24 protein-coding genes are annotated in these 21,522 nt (G+C 60.6%); 11 read left to right on the top strand and 13 right to left on the bottom strand.

Annotation, left to right across the window (positions count from 1 at the left end; genetic code table 11):
- Positions 1-17: 17 nt before the first annotated feature.
- A complete protein-coding gene (locus AC1DPR_RS03710; protein WP_018855795.1) occupies positions 18-587 on the bottom strand; it encodes an invasion associated locus B family protein in 570 nt (189 codons plus the stop codon).
- A gap of 333 nt (positions 588-920) precedes the next feature.
- Here AC1DPR_RS03710 and AC1DPR_RS03705 point away from each other — a divergent pair, with 333 nt between their 5' ends.
- Positions 921-1,481 carry a sigma-70 family RNA polymerase sigma factor gene (locus AC1DPR_RS03705; RefSeq protein WP_018855796.1) on the top strand — a complete coding sequence of 187 codons (561 nt, stop codon included), beginning with the start codon at positions 921-923 and terminating at the stop codon, positions 1,479-1,481.
- A gap of 7 nt (positions 1,482-1,488) precedes the next feature.
- Here AC1DPR_RS03705 and AC1DPR_RS03700 read toward each other — a convergent pair whose 3' ends face one another.
- Together AC1DPR_RS03700 and AC1DPR_RS03695 are read right to left on the bottom strand one after the other, a co-directional pair.
- Positions 1,489-1,878 carry a YkvA family protein gene (locus tag AC1DPR_RS03700; protein ID WP_018855797.1) on the bottom strand — a complete coding sequence of 130 codons (390 nt, stop codon included), beginning with the start codon at positions 1,876-1,878 and terminating at the stop codon, positions 1,489-1,491.
- 51 nt (positions 1,879-1,929) lie between these two features.
- Positions 1,930-2,235, bottom strand: a complete 306-nt coding sequence (locus AC1DPR_RS03695; protein ID WP_018855798.1) for a 4a-hydroxytetrahydrobiopterin dehydratase — start codon at positions 2,233-2,235, stop codon at positions 1,930-1,932.
- A 34-nt stretch (positions 2,236-2,269) separates the two neighbouring features.
- Here AC1DPR_RS03695 and AC1DPR_RS03690 point away from each other — a divergent pair, with 34 nt between their 5' ends.
- Complete coding sequence (locus AC1DPR_RS03690; RefSeq protein WP_113469730.1) at positions 2,270-2,770, top strand: low molecular weight protein-tyrosine-phosphatase; 501 nt, start codon at positions 2,270-2,272, stop codon at positions 2,768-2,770.
- Here AC1DPR_RS03690 and thpR read toward each other — a convergent pair.
- Entirely contained in the window at positions 2,677-3,270 is a 594-nt protein-coding gene (gene thpR / locus AC1DPR_RS03685) for an RNA 2',3'-cyclic phosphodiesterase (protein ID WP_083929825.1), read from the bottom strand. The two genes, AC1DPR_RS03690 and thpR, sit on opposite strands and share 94 nt — an antisense overlap.
- Positions 3,271-3,338: 68 nt before the next feature.
- Positions 3,339-3,983: an arylesterase gene (locus AC1DPR_RS03680; protein WP_192241926.1), complete on the bottom strand. Its 645-nt coding sequence runs from the start codon at positions 3,981-3,983 to the stop codon at positions 3,339-3,341.
- Between the two features lie 53 nt (positions 3,984-4,036).
- Between AC1DPR_RS03680 and AC1DPR_RS03675 the strand changes: the two genes are divergently transcribed.
- The 4 genes from AC1DPR_RS03675 (at position 4,037) to AC1DPR_RS03660 (ending at position 8,858) form a co-directional block, all read left to right on the top strand.
- On the top strand, positions 4,037-4,744 hold the full coding sequence (locus tag AC1DPR_RS03675) for an ABC transporter ATP-binding protein (protein WP_018855802.1): 708 nt from the start codon (positions 4,037-4,039) through the stop codon (positions 4,742-4,744).
- Positions 4,741-7,284: an ABC transporter permease gene (locus AC1DPR_RS03670; protein ID WP_477815761.1), complete on the top strand. Its 2,544-nt coding sequence runs from the start codon at positions 4,741-4,743 to the stop codon at positions 7,282-7,284. Before AC1DPR_RS03675 ends, AC1DPR_RS03670 begins: the two co-directional genes overlap by 4 nt.
- Before the next feature lie 178 nt (positions 7,285-7,462).
- Positions 7,463-8,191: a Bax inhibitor-1/YccA family protein gene (locus AC1DPR_RS03665; protein ID WP_018855804.1), complete on the top strand. Its 729-nt coding sequence runs from the start codon at positions 7,463-7,465 to the stop codon at positions 8,189-8,191.
- A gap of 109 nt (positions 8,192-8,300) precedes the next feature.
- Positions 8,301-8,858 carry a GNAT family N-acetyltransferase gene (locus AC1DPR_RS03660; protein WP_026371597.1) on the top strand — a complete coding sequence of 186 codons (558 nt, stop codon included), beginning with the start codon at positions 8,301-8,303 and terminating at the stop codon, positions 8,856-8,858.
- A 7-nt stretch (positions 8,859-8,865) separates the two neighbouring features.
- On the opposite strand, the gene AC1DPR_RS03655 is transcribed toward AC1DPR_RS03660, so the two are convergent.
- The 3 genes from AC1DPR_RS03655 to acnA all read right to left on the bottom strand — a co-directional run bounded on the left by AC1DPR_RS03655 (position 8,866) and on the right by acnA (position 13,296).
- Positions 8,866-9,267, bottom strand: coding sequence for a DUF2794 domain-containing protein (locus AC1DPR_RS03655; RefSeq protein WP_018855806.1), 402 nt, complete (start codon positions 9,265-9,267; stop codon positions 8,866-8,868).
- Between the two features lie 365 nt (positions 9,268-9,632).
- Positions 9,633-10,370 (bottom strand): DUF1223 domain-containing protein, encoded by a 738-nt coding sequence (locus tag AC1DPR_RS03650; protein WP_477815760.1) that lies wholly within the window; start codon positions 10,368-10,370, stop codon positions 9,633-9,635.
- A 235-nt stretch (positions 10,371-10,605) separates the two neighbouring features.
- Complete coding sequence (gene acnA / locus AC1DPR_RS03645) at positions 10,606-13,296, bottom strand: aconitate hydratase AcnA (protein ID WP_477815759.1); 2,691 nt, start codon at positions 13,294-13,296, stop codon at positions 10,606-10,608.
- A 258-nt stretch (positions 13,297-13,554) separates the two neighbouring features.
- On the opposite strand from acnA, the gene ccmA reads away from it, so the two are divergent.
- Genes ccmA through AC1DPR_RS03620 form a run of 5 tightly spaced genes read left to right on the top strand, consistent with a single transcriptional unit; the run spans position 13,555 to position 16,440 of the window.
- The gene (gene ccmA, locus AC1DPR_RS03640) at positions 13,555-14,202 is read left to right on the top strand and encodes a heme ABC exporter ATP-binding protein CcmA (protein WP_018855809.1); all 648 of its coding nucleotides are present in this window, start codon (positions 13,555-13,557) and stop codon (positions 14,200-14,202) included.
- Complete coding sequence (gene ccmB / locus AC1DPR_RS03635; RefSeq protein WP_018855810.1) at positions 14,199-14,858, top strand: heme exporter protein CcmB; 660 nt, start codon at positions 14,199-14,201, stop codon at positions 14,856-14,858. Before ccmA ends, ccmB begins: the two co-directional genes overlap by 4 nt.
- Positions 14,859-14,906: 48 nt before the next feature.
- Complete coding sequence (locus tag AC1DPR_RS03630) at positions 14,907-15,668, top strand: heme ABC transporter permease (RefSeq protein ID WP_018855811.1); 762 nt, start codon at positions 14,907-14,909, stop codon at positions 15,666-15,668.
- Between the two features lie 2 nt (positions 15,669-15,670).
- Entirely contained in the window at positions 15,671-15,838 is a 168-nt protein-coding gene (gene ccmD, locus AC1DPR_RS03625; RefSeq protein WP_018855812.1) for a heme exporter protein CcmD, read from the top strand.
- Positions 15,835-16,440 carry a DsbE family thiol:disulfide interchange protein gene (locus tag AC1DPR_RS03620; RefSeq protein ID WP_169683140.1) on the top strand — a complete coding sequence of 202 codons (606 nt, stop codon included), beginning with the start codon at positions 15,835-15,837 and terminating at the stop codon, positions 16,438-16,440. The genes ccmD and AC1DPR_RS03620 overlap by 4 nt, the downstream gene beginning before the upstream one ends.
- On the opposite strand, the gene AC1DPR_RS03615 is transcribed toward AC1DPR_RS03620, so the two are convergent.
- The 5 genes from AC1DPR_RS03615 to dapF form a co-directional block, all read right to left on the bottom strand.
- Positions 16,441-17,028: a DUF2585 domain-containing protein gene (locus tag AC1DPR_RS03615; RefSeq protein WP_477815758.1), complete on the bottom strand. Its 588-nt coding sequence runs from the start codon at positions 17,026-17,028 to the stop codon at positions 16,441-16,443.
- Complete coding sequence (locus AC1DPR_RS03610; protein WP_477815757.1) at positions 17,025-17,669, bottom strand: septation protein A; 645 nt, start codon at positions 17,667-17,669, stop codon at positions 17,025-17,027. The genes AC1DPR_RS03615 and AC1DPR_RS03610 overlap by 4 nt, the downstream gene beginning before the upstream one ends.
- A gap of 64 nt (positions 17,670-17,733) precedes the next feature.
- Positions 17,734-19,326, bottom strand: a complete 1,593-nt coding sequence (gene ftsY / locus AC1DPR_RS03605; protein ID WP_018855816.1) for a signal recognition particle-docking protein FtsY — start codon at positions 19,324-19,326, stop codon at positions 17,734-17,736.
- A gap of 15 nt (positions 19,327-19,341) precedes the next feature.
- Complete coding sequence (gene mtaB, locus AC1DPR_RS03600; RefSeq protein WP_018855817.1) at positions 19,342-20,616, bottom strand: tRNA (N(6)-L-threonylcarbamoyladenosine(37)-C(2))-methylthiotransferase MtaB; 1,275 nt, start codon at positions 20,614-20,616, stop codon at positions 19,342-19,344.
- Positions 20,613-21,518 carry a diaminopimelate epimerase gene (gene dapF / locus AC1DPR_RS03595; RefSeq protein WP_018855818.1) on the bottom strand — a complete coding sequence of 302 codons (906 nt, stop codon included), beginning with the start codon at positions 21,516-21,518 and terminating at the stop codon, positions 20,613-20,615. The genes mtaB and dapF overlap by 4 nt, the downstream gene beginning before the upstream one ends.
- Positions 21,519-21,522 lie beyond the last annotated feature (4 nt).

The raw sequence follows: 21,522 nt of genomic DNA, 5'->3' as shown, positions 1-21,522 counted from the left end.
TCACCGTAACCGAAGGCTTACTTGCAGCCCTCAACCTGCTTCAGTGCAGCGGAAATTCCGGACAGCGAGTAGCTGTAGGAGGTCGGTGTGCCCTTGCGGGATGTCGCGTTGACCGTCATCGAGTGGCCGCCCTTCATCGCCGCGACGAGCGCCGGCTCCTGGGCTGCGTTCTCGACCCAGCCGGCCTTGTCCTTGGTGAACATCACGAAGGTCTTGTTGTCGATCACGACATCGATCTTCGAGTTCTCCTTGACGGTGTAGCCCATCATTGCCTGCGGCTCGTAGGAAATGTTCTGGCCGGGGCGCTGCGAGACGATGAAGAAGTTGTCGCCGTGATCGATGCCGGCCGGCTTCTTTTCCGTCGGCACGGACAGAACGTAGCAGACAGTGCTCGCGCCGGACTTGTAGGAATAGGCGCCCCAAGCCTGGAACTGCTGGATCCGGGTCGGCGCTGTCGAAGCCTGAGTAGCCTGGGGCTGCGCTGCCTGTGGCTGCGCCGCGGGCTGCGACTTCTTGGTCTGAGCGGATGCAATGCCGGCGCCGGCGAGAACGAGGGAAATGGCGATTGCGGTACTTCTAAGAAACATGGATATCCTGCCGGTTCTTGCGATTCGAGCCCGAAGCGAACGGGCGGCGCATAATCACGATCTGCTTTATTTTGACTTAATTCAGGTTACCAAAGCGTCAACGGGGACTGCGAGAAGTCCCTGCCTGTTCCATTCTCACCCAAGTGTCAACATCGGACGCGGCGCCTCGCCCGTAATGAAGTGATGCCGCGTGCGCACACGGCTCAACGTCACGGATGAATCTAAGACATAAAGATTCAGGCAAGAGTTTGACCTTTTCAGAAACCGTTGTACGTCAATAAGTATTAGAAATCCGCTGGAGAACTCGCTGAGCCAGGGGGCTTTAGGCCGGACATGGATGCCGAAGAGAAACAGCGCTTCGCCGCCCTCGCAAGGGCCGTTGCGGAACGCCGCGACCAGGAGGCATTCACCGTGCTGTTCGATTACTTCGCACCGCGCCTTAAATCGTGGTTACTTCGCCAAAGAATGTCGAGCGGCGAGGCAGAGGAGCTTGTTCAGGAAGTGATGATCGTGCTCTGGCACAAAGCCGAGCTTTACGATGCAGCGCGATCCTCTCTGTCGACCTGGCTTTTTCGCATCGCCCGCAACCGTCGGATCGATCTCCAGCGCCGGGCCAAAGCACGCACACTGGATCAGGCAGACCCGGCATTGCAGCCGGTCGCCGAAAGCGGCGCAGACGAGATCCTCGTAAACGACGATCGCGATGCCCATATTCGCGCCGCTGTCAGCCAACTCCCCGAAGAACAGCGGGAAATGCTCCGAGCCGCCTTCTTTCTCGGCCAGTCCCATTCGCAAATCGCCGAGGCGACCGGCTTGCCGCTCGGGACGGTAAAATCCCGCATCCGGCTTGCCTTCGGAAAGCTCAGAAAGGTTCTGGAGGCCGAGGGCGCCTGAGGTAACGCTAGATCGTCTTCATGCCTTCAGGCTTATCGGCGAGCGCACGGTCCGCTGCTTCATAGTGCTTCGGTTTCAGATGCCTGCTGACCATGGCGAAGGCCGCGGAAAGGACCGCTACGTCATCCGAAAACCCGATCACGGCAAAAACATCAGGGATCATGTCAACCGGCATGACGAAATAGGCGAGTGCCGCCAGCAGAACGCCGCGCACCCTTGTCGGCGTCTGGGGATCCATCGCGCAGTAGAATGCAGCGACGACATCGCGCGCGAACGGGATCTGCCGTACGGCCTTCTTGAAGGTCGGCCAGAATTTCTTGCGCACTGTCTCTTCGCGCCGGCTTTGCGTATCATCGTCGCCCGGCAGCAGGATCTCACCGAATTTGACGTCGTCCATTCCGATTGGTCCTCTCTTTCACGCGCACATATGGTGACGGCGGCACCGGATTCAATCAAGTCGGCGCGCCGCCGCCTTCTCCATCGCTGCCGCCAGCTTGAAATCGAGTTCCGTCAAGCCGCCAGCATCATGGGTGTTAAGCTTTACATCGACGCGCGAATAGACGTTGAACCATTCGGGATGGTGATTGAGCCGTTCCGCAGCAAGTGCCGCTTCGGTCATAAAGCCAAACGCCTCAACGAAATTGCGAAACTTGAAGCTTCGCGATATCGCCGTGCCGGCGGCGTCGAGCGACCAGCCGTCGAGCTTGGCGAGCTCGGCAGCGATGGCTTGCCGTTCCAGTTTTTCCCGTTTCATGCGATTGTCCCTTCTCTTCCGTCATGGACCACAGATGAAACGCATTAGCATCCTGTTTGTTTGCATGGGCAATATCTGCCGCTCGCCTCTTGCCGAGGGGATCCTCTCGCACCTCGTCGATGTGGCCGGCTTTGCCGATCGTTTTGAGATCGACTCGGCCGGCACCGGCGGCTGGCATGAGGGCGAGCATCCGGATCGGCGCTCGATCGCCACCGCGAGAGGCCACGGGATCGACATTTCCCGGCAACGCGCCCGTCAGATCAGGATGAAGGATTTCAGCGGCTTCGACCTGATCCTCGCGATGGATCGCGCAAATGTCGCCGAACTGCATCGCATGAGCCCGGGAGCCGCAAATATCCGCCTGTTCGGCGACTTCGCTTTGGCGAGCGGCGAGGATATACCCGACCCCTATTTCGGCGACAGCGACGGCTTCGAACGCGTCTACGCCAGGCTCTTTGCCGGCTGCAGGAAGCTGCTCGAGACGCTGGGCACCGACAATGCCTCATGGAGAGGGAAGATCTCTTCCGTCAAATAAGGCCCACCGCCGACCGATTCCCTCGACGACAAGAGAACGAAGCGCGGAACGGTGAAGGCCGACGTCTGGAAGTTTCCACGCCCGGCGAGATAGTGCACGACATCGTCGACCCGCGACGACTTCAACCGCGCCAGCGTGACATGCGGCGTGAACTTGCGGGGATCCGGCGGCAATCCGATGCGCTGGCAGATCCGCTCGATTTCCGCCTGGAGGGCGTACATCTCGGGTGAAGGCGAGACGCCGGCCCACACCGAATGCGGTTTTTTGGACCCGAATGCGCCGATACCATCGAGACGTATCTGGAATTCGGGCCGGTCGATGCGGTCGAGCCGATCGACAATTTCGTCTGCCGTGCGTCCATCGACATCGCCGATGAAGCGCAAAGTGATGTGGTAGTTTTCCACATCGATCCATCTTGCACCAGGGAGACCACCGCGCAGCAATGAGAGGCTCATCGCGGCATTGCGCGGAATTTCGAGGGCGGTAAACAGTCTCGGCATAACGAGCACTCCCCGAATCTTTTGCAGGTGCTCACACGGAATCACGCATTGAACACCTGCGCAAGTCCCTAATTCTTCACAGTAGAAATCGTTCCTAAGAATTGCGTGATAGCCGGCTCCATCTTTTCGACCATCACATCGATCCCTTTGCTGTTCGGGTGCATCCCATCCTCAAGCTTCAGACCGGCATCGAGGGCGACACCGTCGAGAAAGAAGGGATAGAGCGCAACGCCATGTTTTTGCGCGAGTTTCTCATAGATCGAGTTGAAGCGCGCCGCATAGTCGCCGCCCATGTTCGGCGGTGCCAGCATACCGACGAGAAGGACCGCAACACCACGTTCCTTTAGCCGAGCAATCATCTGATCGAGGTTCTTTTCACTTTCCTCCGGAGGGATGCCGCGCAGGGCATCATTGCCGCCCAGTTCGAGAATCACGCCATCGGTGCCGTCGGGGACCGACCAATCGATTCGCGCAAGACCACCGGCCGTCGTGTCGCCGGACACGCCCGCGTTCGCGATCGATACCTCGACACCCTTGGCTGTCAGGGCTGCTTGCAACTTTTCTGGAAAGCCATCACCGGGAGGGAGTTGGTAGCCCGCCATCAGGCTGTCGCCAAAACCGACCAGGCTGATTGTCTTTGCATTGGCTACGACCGCAAAGGCCATCGACGCAACAATGACGGCGATGTGAAGGCCGGCAACTTTAAAACTCATTCCGCTTTCCCTAGATTGGCAAGACAATCGGCATCTATATAGGGCGAATACTGTTGGCAAAAACCATCATCGAGTTGAAGCGCGCCGATTTGACGCTTGGCAGCGCCGCCGCCTCCGTCCATGTTTTGAAGGGCATCGACCTCACGATCGGCACCGGAGAGTCGGTCGGCATCGTCGGACCATCGGGTTCCGGAAAATCGACGTTGCTGATGGTGCTCGCAGGGCTGGAAAGGCTCGATAGTGGCGAAATCAATGTCAGCGGCACACCGCTGCATGCCCTGAGTGAAGACGAGATGGCCGACTTCCGCGGCCGCAATATCGGTATCGTTTTCCAATCCTTCCACCTGATCGCCAACATGACGGCCCTGGAAAACGTCGCTGTGCCGCTGGAGCTCGCTAACCTTCCCAATCCGTTCGAAATCGCCCGCCGCGAACTGAAATCCGTCGGGCTTGGCGATCGGTTGAACCACTATCCCGGCCAACTTTCCGGCGGCGAACAGCAACGGGTGGCGATTGCACGCGCGCTCGCACCGTCACCGGCGCTGCTGATCGCCGACGAACCGACCGGCAACCTCGACACCGACACCGGCCGGCAGATTGCGGATCTCCTGTTTTCCAAACAGGCCGAGCGCGGCATGACGCTGCTGCTCGTCACCCACGACACCGCGCTCGCCAAACGCTGCTCTAGGCAGATTCGGGTTCGTTCGGGCCAGATTGAGAGCGATAGTGCGCCTGTCCAGCCTGAGGCGGCGATTGCATGACATTGCTGACCCCGCGCGTCTCCCTCGCCTTTCGTCTCGCGCTCCGCGAGCTGCGCGGCGGCCTTCGCGGCTTCTACATCTTTCTGGCCTGCATCGCTCTCGGCACCGGCGCCATTGCAGCCGTCAACTCGGTTTCGCAGTCCATCACCAACACGATCGCCACGCAAGGTCAGGAGATTCTGGCCGGCGACGCACGCTTCGAGCTCAACAATCGCGAGGCGACGGAAGCCGAAATGGACTTCTTGCGCGGCTTCGGCAAAGTATCGGTGTCGACGGGCCTGCGCTCGATGGCACGCAAGCCCGACGGCTCGGATCAGGCGCTGGTCGAGGTCAAGGCAGTCGATGGCGCCTATCCGCTCTACGGCACCTTCGCGGCCGAACCGAATTATCCGCTGCACGGGCTTCTGTCGGGGCAGAGCGGCACCTATGGCGCGGTAGCCGCTCCGCTTCTGCTGGATCGGCTCGGCCTCTCCATCGGAGATGAGATCCTCCTCGGCAATGTCATTCTGAACATCACCGGTACGGTCAAGACGGAGCCGGACGCGGTTTCGGAAGGTTTTGGTTTCGCGCCCCGACTCCTTGTGAGCAGGGAAGCACTGAAGGCGTCCGGCCTCATCCAGACCGGTAGCCTGGTCGAGCATGCCTACAAGATTCGCATGGACAACCCGGCCGAAAGATCCACGCTGCGCGATCGCGCCGCGAAGGAATTTCCGTCGGCCGGCTGGTCTATCCGCACCAGCGACCGGGCGGCCCCTGCACTGACGGAGAACATTGAGCGTTTCTCGCAGTTCCTGACGCTGGTCGGATTAACGGCCCTGATCGTCGGTGGTGTCGGCGTCGCGAATGCCGTGCGTGCCTTCCTCGATTCCAAGCGCACGACTATTGCGACATTCAAATGCCTTGGGGCGCCCGCCGCGACCGTCGTGTTGATCTATCTTTTCCAGATCGCCATCATTGCCTTGGGCGGGATGGTGATCGGCCTCGTCATCGGGGCGCTGGCGCCAATCGTAGCGTCGCAATTTCTGGCGCAGTTCCTGCCGGTCTCCACGGCTCTGACGTTCTACCCCGGGGCTCTGGCCCTCGCAGTCCTTTTCGGTATTTTGACAACGCTGGCCTTTGCCATCATGCCGCTTGGGCATTCACGAAAGGTTCCGGCAACGGCCCTGTTCCGCGAGCAGGGCTTCGAGGCGCGGGGCTTGCCTTCCTGGCCCTACATCCTTCTCGCTGCGACCTTTCTTGTTGCCCTTGCCGGCCTTGCCGTCGTAACCGCGTATGATCGTTTCATCGCGATCGTCTTTGTCGGCGCGATCGCCTTCGCTTTCGTGATCCTGCGGCTTGTCGCAGCCGGCATTGCTTGGCTGGCGCGCCGCAGCCCGCGGGTGAATTCGCCAGCCTTGCGGCTCGCAATCGGCAACATCCACCGGCCTGGCGCACTGACGCCCTCCGTCGTCCTGTCTCTCGGTCTTGGGCTCGCACTGCTCGTGACGCTCACCCTCATCGACGGCAACATGCGCCAGCAACTGACCGGGCGCATGTCCGCCGGCGCGCCGAATTTTTTCTTCGTGGACATTCAGGGGTCGGAACTCGAGACATTTCGCAGCGTCGTCAAAGCCGGTTCGCCGGACGGCAAACTGGTCGAAGTGCCGATGCTGCGCGGCCGGATCCTCGCCTTCAACGGCGAGGATGTCACCAAGCGCAAGGTTCCGCCGGGTGGCCAGTGGGTGCTGCGTGGCGACCGCGGCATCACCTATTCGGAAACGCTGCCGGAAAATGCATCGCTGACCGAGGGATCATGGTGGCCGAAGGACTATAGCGGCGAACCGCTCGTCTCCTTCTCTGCCGAGGAGGCAAATGAACTCGGCCTGACGATCGGTGACACCATCACCGTCAACGTGCTCGGCCGCAACATCACCGCGAGGATTGCGAGCCTGCGCAAGGTCGAGTGGGAGTCGCTTTCCATCAACTTCGTGATGATCTTCTCGCCGAATACATTTCGCGGCGCCCCGCACGCCTGGCTGGCGACGCTCACCGACCCGACGGCGACCTCTGGCCAGGAGGCCGCGATCTTGAAGTCCGTTACAAACACGTATCCGACCATCACAAGCGTGCGGGTCAAGGACGCGATCGACATCGTCAACACGCTGGTGGCGCAGTTGGCGACGGCGATCCGCGCCGCCGCCTCCGTTGCGCTGATCGCCTCGGTCCTGGTTCTGGCCGGCGCGCTGGCCGCCGGTAACCGCGCCCGTACCCATGACGCGGTCGTCCTCAAGACACTCGGCGCGACGAGGCGAATGCTGATCCGTGCCTTCTGCTACGAATATTTGATCCTTGGGGCGGCGACCGCAGTCTTCGCCCTTTTTGCCGGCAGCGTTGCGGCCTGGTTCATCACCGCCCGGATCATGCGCATCCCCTCGCACTTCCTGCCCGATGTTGCCGGCCTGACACTTGTGACGGCTCTGGTCCTGACCGTTGGTATCGGACTCATCGGCACCTGGCGCATCCTCGGCCAGAAAGCGGCACCCGTTTTGCGCGAACTCTGATTGATCAAACGGAGAAATTTCCTTCACCTTACGGCGATTTAACCCGATCGCGGGTTGCAAGGGCCTTGTTTGCGAAAGCCGAAAGGCTCATATTGTGTGCAGGCATGCTGGGCTCCGCAGCGGCGCCCGGGTCGTTGACCCGCCACCGTGTCCACACCGGAGCTTATAAGAGGAAACTATGGCTGACCTTCGTAATTACCAAGGCCGCGTACAGACTGGCGAGATGATCGACCAGGGCCTGCGCAGCTATATGCTCAAGGTCTACAACCTGATGGCGCTGGGTTTGGCGATCACGGGTGTAGCCGCCTATCTGGGCTTCAATTTCGCCGTCCAGGACGGCCAGCTGACGCAGTTTGGCGTATTGCTTTTCCAGTCGCCGCTCCGTTGGGTGATCATCCTTGCACCGCTGGCTGCCGTGTTCTTCCTGAGCTTCAGGATTAACCGGATGAGCGTTGCCGCCGCGCAGACGACCTTCTGGGTCTACGCCGCGCTGGTGGGCCTGTCGCTTTCGTCGATCTTCCTGGTCTACACGCAGTCGAGCATCACGCAGACGTTCTTCGTGACGGCCGCCTCCTTTGGTGCGCTGTCGCTTTACGGCTACACGACCAAGCGTGATCTCTCCGCGATGGGCTCGTTCCTGATCATGGGTCTCTTCGGCCTGATCATCGCGTCGATCGTGAACATCTTCCTGGCATCGTCTGCCCTGCAGTTCGCGGTCTCCGCGATCGGCGTGCTGATCTTCGCAGGCCTTACCGCCTACGACACGCAGCGCATCAAGGAAATGTACTACGCCGCAGACGGCGCGGATGTTGCCGGCCGCAAGGCAATCATGGGCGCACTGACCCTGTATCTGGACTTCATCAACCTCTTCATGTTCCTCCTGCAGTTCATGGGCGACCGCAAATAAGGAACAGGAACGTTATCGAAAAAGGCGGCTTCGGCCGCCTTTTTTGTTGCTCGATCATGCCGAGGATGATTTCTGGAAGAGTCCATCGTCATATCTGCCGGCCGACCGAATGCCCATCTTCCTCCGCGACGCTTCCTCATCCGACCTCCCTGCCATCACGGCCATCTATCGCGAATCCGTCCTGAACGGTGTCGCAAGCTACGAGATCGTCCCACCGGACGAGAGCGAGATGGCGGCACGATTTTCCGCAATCACGGGCCAGAGCTACCCCTACATCGCCGCGATCGATGAGAATGGCGGGCTGCTTGGTTACGCCTACGCCTCGGCCTTCCGCACGCGGCCGGCCTATCGCTGGATGGTCGAGGATTCGATCTACCTGGGGCCGGAAGCGCGCGGCAAGGGAATTGGAAGGCTGCTGCTCGCCGAACTGATCCAACGCTGCACCGATCTCGGCTTTCGCCAGATGGTGGCCGTGATCGGCGGCGCGCATCCGGCATCCATTGCCCTGCATCAGACACTGGGCTTTGCAGAAACCGGCCGACTCAAGGCAACAGGCTACAAGCACGGTCGCTGGCTCGACACGATGATCATGCAGCGTGCCCTGGGTGATGGGGCGGCGACCGACCCCGATGCCTCGACCTATCCAGGCACGCTGTTCAAGGCCTGAGCTCGAGCTACTTCTCGACCAGCTTCAACGCCTTGTTGAAGACCTTCAGAACCTGGGGGAGTTCGTGCCCACGCTTCAGGATAACGCCGTGCGTATTGATAACGGAATAAGCACCCTGCTTGGCAGTGAGCTTCGGATTCTTCTCGATGCGAAAGAGTGGCATTTCACCTGATCGCTTGAAAACGGAGAAGACGGCACGATCCTTCAGATGATCGATCGCATAGTCCCGCCACTCGCCCTCGCCGACCATGCGGCCATAAATCCATAAAATCGCGTCGAGCTCGCGTCGGTGGAATGTAACCGGCGCTGGATCCTTGCTCTGCTTGTATTCCTTGAGATCTACGACGACTGAGGAACTGTTGTCGGCTGACCGGCTCTCGCCGCGCCGCAAATCCGGCTGATCTGTCATCAGTCTCCCTGTGCCTCCGCTTGTGACGGGTACATGACAGTTTGCCTTAGCGTTTACAAATTGCAAGCGGGCGATCAGTCACATTAATCATAGTCTGTGCAATCTCCCGAGCGCCGCAATTCAGTCAAAACAGCGCCTCATTTGGAGGAGAAATTCCCTCACGACTGCGCCGCGGGGCCGTTCGGACCCGCGTCGCACCTGATTTGCGCATGATCTTTTTGCCGGATTTGGTCTGCTGAAAAGGTTTTGTGCGAGTTTGGCGCCAGCGCGCCAAAGGGCCCGGCTGACCGTATCGACCTTAACCCCAGCCCCGAATACGATCAGCCGGGCCGCCCCGTTTTCCATCCGCAAGGCAGATGAAACGGTCAGATATTCTTCCCAGCCATGACGACCGTCGCTCCGAGAATCGCCGATGGATTGCCGTCGGCGGTGGAGGATTGAAGTAGAATCGCGCAGCCCTCAAGATCCGGCTTCTGCATCACGCTGGCCGGCAGCGTCAAGCTCGTTTCCTTGCCCTCCCACATGCCGACGGTTTCGACATCGGCAACGCTGTTCAGATAAGCAATCTTCTGACCGCTGTTTTCGCCCTTCTCGACCTCGATGGTCTTCTCGCGGTTGAAATAGACCATGACGACATTGGCTTTGCCCTGGCCCGCGCCAATCTTGATCTCGAGTTGGTCGTCGCGCATCTGTGCGGTGAYCGGCACCGACAATCCCTTGCCTTCGGCTGCATAGCTATCGATTTTCTTATTGATCGCGCCCAGGTCGGCCCCTGCCACATGATCACGACCATTGACGATCACCTGCGGCGTATAGACATTGGCGCGGCCCATGGTCTGCGCGTAGCCATACTGGCGCTCGGTGTTTTCTTTCGAACTCAGCGTGTCGGCCCAGCCCATGTAGTTCCAGTAGTCGACGTGATAAGCGAGGGCAATAACGCCGCCAGCCTCGACAATCTTGCGGAAAGCCGCATCGGCTGGAGGACAAGAAGAACATCCCTGCGAGGTGAAGAGTTCGACCACGCCTTTTGGCGCGTCCTGGGCAAACAGTGGGCCGGCAAGCGCCACACCTGCAACCAGAGAAATCAGAAACCGCGGGGACATTCACTGCACCTTTTCTTCAGCAACCACCGCCACCCTTCGCCATAGGTTCCGATGTCTGAACGTAGAGATAATGGTTCCCGATCTAAACGGAAAGTCACGAAGGGGTGAGACCAAGCTTCGGAGAAGCCAAGCTGAAACACATCAGCGTGACCGGGCATCTAAATACCTCGTACTCAAACAAAAAACCGCCGGAAATCTCTCTCCGGCGGTCATTGTCATGCAAGTCTGTTAACAATCAGGCAGCGAGATCGCGCAGAACCGTCTGCAGGATGCCGCCGTTGTTGAGGTAGATCACTTCGTCGAGCGTATCGACGCGCGACAACAGCGGAACTTCCTTCACGGTGCCGTCCCCGTAGGTAATCTTGGCAATCTTCTTTTCGCGCGGCTTGATGTTCTCAAGGCCCTCGATGCTGACGATTTCGTCGCCCTTCAGGCCGAGGCTCTGCCACGTCGTGCCCTCTTCGAAGACGAATGGGATGACGCCCATTCCGACCAGGTTCGATCGGTGAATACGCTCGAAGGACTGTGCAATGACCGCCTTCACGCCGAGCAGGTTGGTGCCCTTCGCTGCCCAGTCGCGGGACGAGCCGTTGCCATACTCGACGCCAGCAAAGATGACGAGCGGAACGCCCTCGGCCTTATACTGCATAGCCGCGTCATAGATCGATTCCTCTTCCTTCGACGGATAGTGGATGGTGTAGCCACCTTCCTTGCCGTTCGGGCCGAGCATGTGGTTGCGGATACGGATATTGGCGAACGTGCCACGCATCATGACTTCATGGTTGCCGCGACGCGTGCCGTACTGGTTGAAGTCGGCAACACCGACGTGGTTCTCAAGCAGGTAAGCACCAGCCGGAGACGCAGCCTTGATCGAACCGGCAGGCGAAATGTGGTCGGTGGTGATCTTGTCGCCGAAAAGGCCGAGAACGCGCGCACCCTTGATATCGGAGATGCCGGTGCCGGTCTTGCCCATGCCCACAAAGTAGGGCGGGTTCTGCACGTAGGTCGACTTGTCATCCCAGGCGTAGGTCTGTCCGGCCGGAACGTTGACGGCTTGCCAGTTTTCATCACCCTTGAAGACGTCGGCGTACTTCGTTTCGTAAAGTTCGCGGGTGACGTACTTCTGGATGAAGTCCTGCACTTCGTGCGAGGTCGGCCAAATGTCCTTGAGATAAACAGGGTTGCCGTTCTGGTCTTCACCGATCGGCTCCTTGGTCAGATCCTTCTGGACCGTGCCGGCCAGAGCGTAGGCAACGACGAGCGGCGGCGAAGCCAGGTAGTTCGCCTGAACATCCGGAGAAATACGGCCTTCGAAGTTGCGGTTGCCCGAGAGCACGCCTGAAACGATCAGGCCCTTGTCGTTGATCGTCTTCGAGATCGGCGCCGGCAGCGGACCGGAGTTGCCGATGCAGGTCGTGCAACCGAAGCCGACGAGGTTGAAGCCGAGCTTGTCGAGGTCGGCCTGCAGGCCGGACTTCGCCAGATACTCACCAACGACCTGCGATCCCGGTGCCAGCGAGGTCTTGACCCACGGCTTGGACTTCAGGCCCTTGGCAACGGCGTTGCGGGCAAGAAGACCGGCAGCGATCAGAACCGACGGGTTGGAGGTGTTGGTGCAGGAAGTGATGGCGGCAATCGCCACGTCGCCATGGCCGAGATCGAAGTCGGTGCCTTCGACCGCGTAGCGATTGGAGAGCTGACCGGGCTTCTTGTAATCGGTGTCCATCGAGCCGGCGAAACCGGAAGCGATGTTTTCGAGCGGGATACGGCCTTCAGGACGCTTCGGGCCGGCCATGGCAGGCACAACGTCGCCGAGGTCGAGTTCCAGCGTATCTGTGAAGACGAGGTCCGAACCATCGCCTTCGCGCCACATGCCCTGTGCCTTTGAGTAGGCTTCGACGAGAGCGATACGGTCCTTACTGCGGCCGGACATGTTGAGGTAGTTGATGGTTTCGCCGTCAACCGGGAAGAAGCCGCAGGTCGCGCCGTATTCCGGACCCATGTTGCCGATGGTCGCGCGGTCGGCGAGCGGCATGTTGTCCATGCCAGGGCCGAAGAATTCAACAAACTTCGAGACAACGCCCTTCTTGCGCAGCATCTGCACGACCATCAGCACGAGATCGGTCGCGGTGACGCCTTCCTTGAGCTTGCCGGTGAGTTTGAAGCCGATGACTTCAGGCAGGAGCATCGAGACCGGCTGACCGAGCATGGCCGCTTCCGCTTCGATGCCGCCGACGCCCCAGCCAAGAACGCCGAGACCGTTGATCATCGTGGTGTGCGAGTCCGTACCGACGCAGGTGTCCGGATAAGCAATCGTCTCGCCGTCCTCTTCCTTCGTCCAGACGGTCTGGCCGAGATATTCGAGGTTGACCTGGTGACAGATGCCGGTGCCCGGAGGAACGACGCGGAAGTTCTTGAATGCCTGCTGGCCCCACTTCAGGAAGCGGTAGCGCTCGCCGTTGCGCTGGTATTCCAGCTCGACGTTCTTGGCGAACGCCTGCGGCGTACCGAATTCGTCGACGATAACCGAGTGGTCGATGACGAGATCGACGGGAACCAGCGGGTTGATCTTTTCCGGATCGCCGCCGAGCGACACCATCGCGTCGCGCATTGCAGCGAGGTCGACGACGGCGGGAACGCCGGTGAAGTCCTGCATCAGCACGCGCGCCGGGCGATAAGCGATTTCGTTTTCGACAGCGCCCTTGTTGTTCAGCCATTCGGCAACAGCAAGGATGTGGTCCTTCGTCACGGACTGACCGTCTTCGAAGCGCAGCAGGTTCTCAAGCAGAACCTTCATCGAGTAAGGGAGCTTCGAAACACCCGGCAGGCCATTCGCCTCAGCCTTGGGCAGGCTGAAATAGACGTAGTCCTTACCATTCACGGAAAGCGTGGAACGACAATTGAAGCTGTCAAGAGATTTAGACACGAGAGACCCCGTTTCTGATAGCGAACACAATCGTGCGGACGCCTATGCACGTAATGCACATCAGGATGCGGGTACGGCCATTTCCGCTGTCCGCACGTGGAGCGAAGCCCATGTTCGGCGCAAGGATGATATTCACGCCGACCGCTGGCGTGGTTGCGGGTCTTATAGATAATTTCTATGAAAGGTGCCAGAGAGTGCGTGACCCATTTCGGATTTTTTTGCGTTGCGATGACTGAAAAATTAAACCACGGAAAAGTCATGTCTCTCGAGGCCGCCAATCTGGCTGCGCGCCGGGGCGAAGACCTGATTTTCGAAGGCCTCTCCTTTCGCCTGGAATCGGGCGAAGCACTGGTTTTGACAGGCAAAAATGGATCAGGAAAGTCGACTTTGCTGCGCGTCGTCGCCGGTCTGCTGCATCAGGAAAAGGGCTCGGTCAGCTTCACCGATTCGCTCGGCAACACTCACCGGCGCGTCGGGGAAGTCAGCCACTATCTCGGTCACCGCAATGCAATGAAGAGCGAGTTGACGGTCGCCGAAAACCTCGATTTCTGGCGGTGCTTTCTTGGCGATAGCCATGGCGCTTCCACCGTCTCGATCGACGAGGCAGCCGAGGCGGTCGGTCTCGAGGGCATCACGCACCTTCCGTTCGGCTACCTCTCTGCCGGGCAGCAGCGCCGCTTCGCGTTCGCCAAGCTGCTTATCGCCCACCGGCCGGTCTGGATCCTTGATGAGCCGACTGCTGCGCTGGATAAAAGCGGCGACCGTCTGTTTGCCGAGCTTGTTGAAGCGCATCGCTGCAACGGCGGCATCGTGCTCGCGGCAACCCACCAGCCGCTAGGACTGGAAGGCGCGCAGGAATTGCGGATGGCGGGATTTGCCCACGCCGGACCGGGAGTGTGGGAATGACTGCCCTGCTTCTGCGAGACCTCAAGCTTTCGATACGCGCCGGCGGCGGCGCGCTGATCGGCGTTCTCTTTTTCTTGACCATTGTCGCGGTCATCCCCTTCGGTGTCGGGCCCGATCTCGCACTGTTGTCCCGCATCGGCCCGGCAATCGTCTGGATCGGTGCGCTGCTTGCGGCGCTGCTCGGTCTTGACCGCCTGTTTCAAGCCGAGCGCGATGATGGCTCACTCGATCTGATGCTGATGCAGGAAACGCCGCTGGTGCTGACGGTGCTCGTCAAATGCCTGGCGCACTGGGTCGCCACCAGCCTGCCGCTGGTTATCGCCTCGCCGTTGCTTGGCCTCTTCATGAATATGAGCGAGACCGCCATCGGCGCGACCATGCTGACGCTGCTCGTCGGTTCTCCCGCGATTACCTTCATCGGTGCCGTCGGCGCTGCCGTTGCCGTCGCCTTGCCGCGTGGCGGTCTGCTGGTGTCGATTCTGGTGCTGCCGCTGACGATCCCCGTGCTGATCTTCGGCGTCAGTGCCACTTACGCGGCGGTCGAGGGGCCATCGCCCTTTCTGCCGCCCTTCCTCATCCTGATGGCGCTGACCCTCTTCTTCGCGGTGATCGGACCGGTGGCTGCCGCGCTTGCGCTGCGTCACACGTCGGATTGATCGGGCACTCGATTGCGGCGTCAGGCATATCGCGGTAAGGAAAACGGCATGAGCGAAACGAGCCTTGCCATCACGAAATTCAGCGATCTCGCCAATCCGACACGGTTTCTGGCGCTGGCCGCACGCATCCTCCCGTGGATGGCCGGTTTCACGGCCCTCTGTTTTATCGTGGGGCTGTATCTCAGCTTCACGACAGAAGGCGACTACCAGCAGGGTGAAACGGTTCGCATCATGTATGTCCACGTGCCGGCCGCGTGGCTGGCGATGATGGGCTACACGATCATGAGCCTCTCGGCCGTCGGCACGCTGGTCTGGCGCCATCCGCTGGCGGATGTGTCGGCGAAGGCCGCAGCCCCGCTCGGCGCCGCCTTCACGCTGATTGCCCTGGTGACTGGGTCCCTCTGGGGCAAGCCGATGTGGGGCACCTGGTGGGTCTGGGACGCCCGGCTCACCTCCGTCTTCGTTCTGTTCCTGATGTATCTCGGGCTCATCGCCCTCAATCGCGCGATCGACGACCCTTCAAAGGCCGCCCGCGTCAGCGCCGTCCTCATTCTCGTTGGCTTCGTCAACATCCCGATCATCAAGTTTTCGGTCGAATGGTGGAATACACTGCATCAATCCGCGAGTGTGCTGCGCCTCGATGGTCCGGCCATCGATCCCGAGTTCCTGCGGCCGTTGCTGGTGATGGCGGTTGCATTTACCGCGCTCTTCCTCACGCTGCACATCATGGCGATCCGCAACGAGATCTGGCGTCGCCGCGTCGCCGCTCAGCGTCGACTGGCCGCCCGCCTGGCAAGCCGCGAGGGATAGTCATGACACACGCTTTCTATGTCTATGGCGCTTACGGCTTTGCCGCCCTTATCGCGGCCGCGGTTACCCTTTGGACCTGGGCCGATGGCCGCGCTCGGCGGAAAGAACTGGCAGCCCTTGAAGCCTCCGGCATCCGCCGCCGCTCATCGCGAACAACGGATGGCAAATGAGCACCACCCCTGAAACGAACTCCGCCAAGCGCGGATTTGGACGCTATGCCGTCGCCTTGATCCCGTTGGTTGTCTTCGCCGGCATCGCAGCCACCGCAGCAAAGATGCTCTACGATCAGGACGTCCACGGCAAGAATATCTCGGAAATCCCCTCCGCACTGATCGGCACGAAGGCGCCGGCGCTGAACCTTGCGCCGCTCGAAGGCGCCAACCTGCCGGCGCTGACCGACAGTGCCATCAAGGGAAAACTGACGCTCGTCAACGTCTTTGCCTCCTGGTGCATTCCCTGTCGCGACGAGCATCCGATCCTGATGCAACTGGCAAAGGACAGCCGGCTCAATGTGGTTGCCATCAACTACAAGGACAAGAACGACAACGCGCTTCGCTTCCTCGGCGAACTCGGCAATCCCTTCGCCGCCATCGGCGTCGATCCCAAAGGGCAGGCGGCCATCGATTGGGGTGTCTATGGCATCCCCGAAAGCTATCTCGTCGCCCCTGATGGCACGATCCTCTACAAGCGGGTCGGCCCGTTCGACGATGTCAGTCTCAGGGAAGGCCTCTTCCACGCCGTGGAGACGGCGCTCGGCAAGCCGGCCTCCTGATCAGAGCGCACTCTGCCAGGTCTTGATCGCCTCGACCGGCCAGATCAGCATCAGCACGTTGAGCGTCAGGTTGTCACGGATCAGGTAGCCGGTCAGAAGCTCGAAGAAGATCGCGATTGCGACCGTCAGTGCGACCGGCGCCCGCGAGGCGAAGAAGAACCCGATCACCATGAAGACCGTGTCCATTGCCGAGTTCACGATGCTGTCGCCGTAATAGTCGAGCGAGATCGTCGCCGTTCGATAGCGGTCGATGATGACAGGCGAGTTTTCCAGCAGTTCCCAGCCGGATTCGATGACGAGCGCCAGAAGCAGCCGCACGGCAATCGGCTTGCCGCGCAAAAGAAGGTGCGTAACGCCGTAGAAAATGAAGCCGTGAATGATGTGAGACGGCGTGTACCAGTCGGAAATATGCTGAGAGTTACCGCTGGAATTGACGGTGCCTTCCCAAAGCTTGATGTATCCGCAGGTGCAGATGGGGGTGCGGCCCATCATATATTCGGCGATGATCTGGATCAGCAGGACCGCACCGCATGCGGCGAACCAGAAGGTCTGGTGCTTGGCTCTCTCTGCCGTATCCAGTGTCGTCACTTCTCGGCCTCTCCCGCCGAGGTCACAGTGTGCTTCATGATGAGCGGCATCTGCGCCATGGTGAAGATGATGGTGATCGGCATCGTGCCCCAGACCTTGAAGGCGATCCAGAAGTCATCGGAGAAGTTGCGCCAGACGACCTCGTTCAGCACCGCCAGGAAGAGGAAGAAGATTCCCCAGCGGATCGTCAGCTTGCGCCATCCCTCGGCATCGAGCTGAAAGGCCGCATTGAAGACGTAGCCGAGCAGCGACTTGCCGAAAGCCAGGCCGCCCAGCAGCGCAACGCCGAAGAGCGCGTTGACGATGGTCGGCTTCATCTTGATGAAGGTCTCGTTCTGCAGGTAGATCGACAGCGATCCGAAGATGACGACCACGATGCCCGACACGAAGGGCATGATCGGCAGATGCCCGAGAATGATCTTCGAGACCACCAGCGAGGTCACCGTCGCCGCCATGAAGAGGGCCGTCGCCACGAACAGTGGTCCGCCAAGCTCCGACAGAGCCGGAAACCTTTCGACCAGCCAGGCGCCGCGCAGGTTGGCGAAGAAGAAGATCAGCAGCGGGCCAAGCTCCAGCGCCAGCTTCAGCATCGGGTGATGCCGGTCGGCCGCGCTTGGGGTGATATCGCTCTCGGTCGTCATTCTATCTCAAATCCGTTTGTGCCACACGAGACGCTTGCCCGTGTTTGTCGGCATATCTGTGGCATTATTGACCGAGCCCGGCAATGGCGTGCGCGAAATCCTCGGCCTCGAAAGGTTCGAGATCATCGACACCTTCGCCGACGCCGATGAAATAGACCGGCAGCTTGTGCTTGGCAGAGATCGCCACGAGAATGCCGCCACGCGCCGTGCCGTCGAGCTTCGTCATGATCAGTCCGTTCACGCCGGCAACGTTCCTGAAGATTTCCACCTGCGACAGGGCGTTCTGCCCCGTCGTCGCATCGAGCGTCTGCAGCACCGTATGCGGCGCATCCGGATCGAGCTTGCCGAGAACCCGAACGATCTTCTCGAGCTCTGCCATCAGCTCCGCCTTGTTCTGCAGGCGGCCGGCGGTATCGATGATCAACACATCGCACTTCTTCGCCTTGGCCTGCTCGAAGGCATCGTAGGCGAGACCCGCCGCATCGGCACCGAGCTTGGTGCCGATGAATTCAGACTTGGTGCGGTCGGCCCAGATCTTCAGCTGCTCGATGGCAGCGGCGCGGAAGGTATCGCCGGCGGCAACCATCACCTTGAGGCCAGCGCCCGAGAGCTTGGCCGCCAGCTTGCCAATCGTCGTGGTCTTGCCTGTTCCGTTGACACCGACGACGAGGATGACGTGCGGCTTGTGGGTGAGATCGAGCTGCAATGGTTTGGCGACCGGCTTCAGCACCTTGGCGATCTCGCTTGCCATGATGCGGCTCACGTCCTCGCCGGTGACGTCCTTGCCGTAGCGCTCGGAGGCCAGCGTATCGGTGACGCGCATGGCCGTCTCGACGCCAAGATCGGCCTGGATCAGCAGATCCTCGAGATCCTGCAGCGTGTCGTCATCGAGCTTGCGTTTGGTAAAAAGGGCCGCGATCTGGCCGGTAAGTTGCGACGAGGTGCGGGCAAGGCCGGCGCGCAGGCGCTGGAACCAGGAAAGTCTTGAGGCCGGCACCAGAGGCGCGGACTCGGAAGCCGCGGGACCGGTGGCAAATCCCTTTGGAAGAACGGGAGTCACGGAGATATCTCCGGAAACGCTATCATCCTCCGCCGGCGTAGATACCTCATGCTCGGCGGGAGAGGCCCGATCGGCGATAGGCTGCTGTTCCACATCGGCTTCAGCTGTAAGCTCTGCAGCCGACGTCTCTTCGGTTTCGCCGAGAGATGCTAGTTCCGCGACACTATCATCCTCTGCCTCATCGCCGATTTCCGGCTGCAGGGAAGGCGCAACAGGAACCGTCTCTCCCAGCGTGCTTCCAGCAGGAGTATCGAGCTCCGCTTCGTCTTCAAGCAACGAGAGCGGCACAAGACCCACATCGCCTACCTGCATCTCAGGCGGCAAGACCTCGGAAACGTCGTCCTCAACGGGTGTGAACGCTTCGGCCTGCTCGGCAAGCTCCTCGATCGAGGCGTCCTCAGCTACGTCATCGGCAGGCCCGCCGGCCGTATCCACCTCTTCCGCCAGAACCAGGTCTGCGGCAACCGGAAGGTTCTCCTCGCGCGAATGCGGCTCCAGCTCGGTTTCGAGCGCTTTCGTCTCGACCGCCCCCGGCGCCTGCTCTTCCTCCGGCTTGGGGCCGAAGGTGAAGACCTTTTTGATGAAATTGAACGCCATGAGGATTCCGTAAACTCAGGCCGCGTCGGCGGCCGTCAATTGCATGTCGAGGTGTTTGCCGTTGTGTCCGGTGATGACAGCCTGCACGAAGCTTCGGGGCGCAAGTCCCGCCGCTGCGACAAGCGTGAAGTTCTCGGTATGCGCCAAACCGTTGTTTTCCACCAGCAGCCATTGCTGCGTTCCGACCATTCCGTCGAGATGGGACTGATGCAGGCGATGTCCAGTGGCGCGCAGTCGCGCTGCCCGCTCCTTGACCAGCGCGCGATCGAGCTGCGGCATGCGCGCGGCAGGTGTCCCCGGCCGCGGGCTGTAAGGGAACACGTGGAGATGAGCGATATTGGCCTCTTCCGCCAGCCGCACCGCATTGGCGAACATTTCTTCGCTCTCGGTTGGAAAGCCGGCGATCATGTCCGCGCCGAAGCTCATCTGCGGCCGCAGACGGCGCACGTCGTTGACGAAAGCTAGGGCATCCGCGCTCGAATGGCGACGCTTCATCCGCTTCAGGATCATGTCGTCGCCATGCTGCAGCGAAAGGTGGAGATGCGGCATGAACCGCGCTTCGTCGGCAATGAGGTCCAACAGATGCTTGTCCGCTTCGATGCTGTCGATCGACGAAAGCCGCAGGCGGCGAATATCCGGCACCTGCTTCAACAGCGTCTTGGCAAGCAGCCCGAGCGTCGGCTCACCGGGCAGGTCAGCGCCATAGCTGGTCGCATCGACCCCGGTCAGCACGATCTCCCGGTAGCCGGTTTCGACGAGCTTTCGCGCCTGGTCGACGACCGCCCCCATCGGCACGGAGCGCGAATTGCCGCGGCCATAGGGAATGATGCAGAAAGTGCAGCGGTGGTCGCAACCGTTCTGGACCTGGATGAAAGCCCGCACATGACCATCGATATGCTTGACCATCTGCGGCGCCGTCTGGCGCACGCTCATAATGTCGTTGACGCGCAGCTTCTCTTCCGCCGAAACGCCGAAATCCGGCAGGGAGCGATAGGAAGCGCTCTTCAGTTTCTCCTCGTTGCCGAGGACAGCATCGACCTCGGCCATATCGGCGAAGGTTTCTTTTTCCGTCTGGGCCGCGCAGCCAGTGACGATGATGCGGGCGTGAGGATTGTCGCGCCGCGCACGTCGGATCGCCTGGCGTGCCTGACGCACAGCTTCGCCGGTAACCGCACAGGTATTGACGAGGATGGCATTATTGAGCCCGGCCTTCTCGGCCTCCGCCCGCATCACTTCGGATTCGTAGGTATTGAGACGACAGCCGAAGGTGATGACCTCGACGCCGCTCACCGCGCTTCGGCTCCCGGCGCCGCATCGCGCGACCACGCACCCGTCGACGGATCGAGCGTGCCCGACCATTCCCATTCAGCCGGGCCCGTCATGATGACGTGAGCATCGCGTTCGCGCCATTCGATCGTCAGAACGCCCTGATTGGGGCTGCTTGCAACCTTCACCGCGACTTCGCGCCCTGTCCGACCGGTGCGGGCGGCGGAAACGGCCGTCGCACAAGCGGCCGAACCGCAGGCGAGCGTCAGTCCCGCGCCCCGTTCCCAGGTGCGCGTCGTGATCGAGTTCGGAGAAGTCACCTGCGCCAGCGTGATATTGGCGCGCTCCGGAAACATCGGATGGTTTTCGAGAAGCGGCCCGAAGCGGCCGAGATCGAACGACATCGGATCACGGTCAACCCAGAAGATCGCATGCGGATTGCCCATGGAAGCGACCGAGGGCGAATGCAGCACGGGATTGTCGATCGGCCCGATTTGCAGCTCGATGCGGCTGGTATCGTGGAATTCTTCCGCAAGCGGGATCTTGTCCCAGTCGAAGACCGGCTTGCCCATATCGACGGAGATCGTCCCGTCTTCATGCTCGGTGGCATTGAGGATGCCGGCCACCGTCTGGAATGTGAAAACCTTCTTGCCGGTTTCCGAAGCAAGCGCCTGCACAACGCAGCGCGTGCCGTTGCCACAGGCCTGCGCCTTCGAGCCGTCGGAGTTCAGAATATCGATCCAGGCATCTGTGCCAGCTGCCTTTGGATCATGGATCGCCATGATCTGGTCGAACTGTGTGTCGTCAGCGGCATTCAGCGCGATTGCCGCCGCAGGCGCTACCTTGTCTGTGCGGCCGCGCATGTCGACGACCAGGATCTTGTTGCCAAGCCCGTTCATCTTCGCGAATTCGACCGTTGCGCTCATAGTG

The sequence above is a fragment of the Rhizobium sp. 01T417 genome (assembly GCF_056398905.1).
Note: the sequence above shows the minus strand (reverse complement) of the source record. Positions and strands in the feature narration are given on the sequence as shown.

What these genes read in the sequence shown, in the direction of transcription:
- AC1DPR_RS03710 (WP_018855795.1), bottom strand. Translation starts at nt 587, where the DNA reads ATGTTTCTTAGAAGTACCGCAATCGCCATTTCCCTCGTTCTCGCCGGC.
- AC1DPR_RS03705 (WP_018855796.1), top strand. Translation starts at nt 921, where the DNA reads ATGGATGCCGAAGAGAAACAGCGCTTCGCCGCCCTCGCAAGGGCCGTT.
- AC1DPR_RS03700 (WP_018855797.1), bottom strand. Translation starts at nt 1,878, where the DNA reads ATGGACGACGTCAAATTCGGTGAGATCCTGCTGCCGGGCGACGATGAT.
- AC1DPR_RS03695 (WP_018855798.1), bottom strand. Translation starts at nt 2,235, where the DNA reads ATGAAACGGGAAAAACTGGAACGGCAAGCCATCGCTGCCGAGCTCGCC.
- AC1DPR_RS03690 (WP_113469730.1), top strand. Translation starts at nt 2,270, where the DNA reads ATGAAACGCATTAGCATCCTGTTTGTTTGCATGGGCAATATCTGCCGC.
- thpR (WP_083929825.1), bottom strand. Translation starts at nt 3,270, where the DNA reads ATGCCGAGACTGTTTACCGCCCTCGAAATTCCGCGCAATGCCGCGATG.
- AC1DPR_RS03680 (WP_192241926.1), bottom strand. Translation starts at nt 3,983, where the DNA reads ATGAGTTTTAAAGTTGCCGGCCTTCACATCGCCGTCATTGTTGCGTCG.
- AC1DPR_RS03670 (WP_477815761.1), top strand. Translation starts at nt 4,741, where the DNA reads ATGACATTGCTGACCCCGCGCGTCTCCCTCGCCTTTCGTCTCGCGCTC.
- AC1DPR_RS03665 (WP_018855804.1), top strand. Translation starts at nt 7,463, where the DNA reads ATGGCTGACCTTCGTAATTACCAAGGCCGCGTACAGACTGGCGAGATG.
- AC1DPR_RS03660 (WP_026371597.1), top strand. Translation starts at nt 8,301, where the DNA reads ATGCCCATCTTCCTCCGCGACGCTTCCTCATCCGACCTCCCTGCCATC.
- AC1DPR_RS03655 (WP_018855806.1), bottom strand. Translation starts at nt 9,267, where the DNA reads ATGACAGATCAGCCGGATTTGCGGCGCGGCGAGAGCCGGTCAGCCGAC.
- ccmA (WP_018855809.1), top strand. Translation starts at nt 13,555, where the DNA reads ATGTCTCTCGAGGCCGCCAATCTGGCTGCGCGCCGGGGCGAAGACCTG.
- ccmB (WP_018855810.1), top strand. Translation starts at nt 14,199, where the DNA reads ATGACTGCCCTGCTTCTGCGAGACCTCAAGCTTTCGATACGCGCCGGC.
- AC1DPR_RS03630 (WP_018855811.1), top strand. Translation starts at nt 14,907, where the DNA reads ATGAGCGAAACGAGCCTTGCCATCACGAAATTCAGCGATCTCGCCAAT.
- ccmD (WP_018855812.1), top strand. Translation starts at nt 15,671, where the DNA reads ATGACACACGCTTTCTATGTCTATGGCGCTTACGGCTTTGCCGCCCTT.
- AC1DPR_RS03620 (WP_169683140.1), top strand. Translation starts at nt 15,835, where the DNA reads ATGAGCACCACCCCTGAAACGAACTCCGCCAAGCGCGGATTTGGACGC.
- AC1DPR_RS03610 (WP_477815757.1), bottom strand. Translation starts at nt 17,669, where the DNA reads ATGACGACCGAGAGCGATATCACCCCAAGCGCGGCCGACCGGCATCAC.
- ftsY (WP_018855816.1), bottom strand. Translation starts at nt 19,326, where the DNA reads ATGGCGTTCAATTTCATCAAAAAGGTCTTCACCTTCGGCCCCAAGCCG.
- dapF (WP_018855818.1), bottom strand. Translation starts at nt 21,518, where the DNA reads ATGAGCGCAACGGTCGAATTCGCGAAGATGAACGGGCTTGGCAACAAG.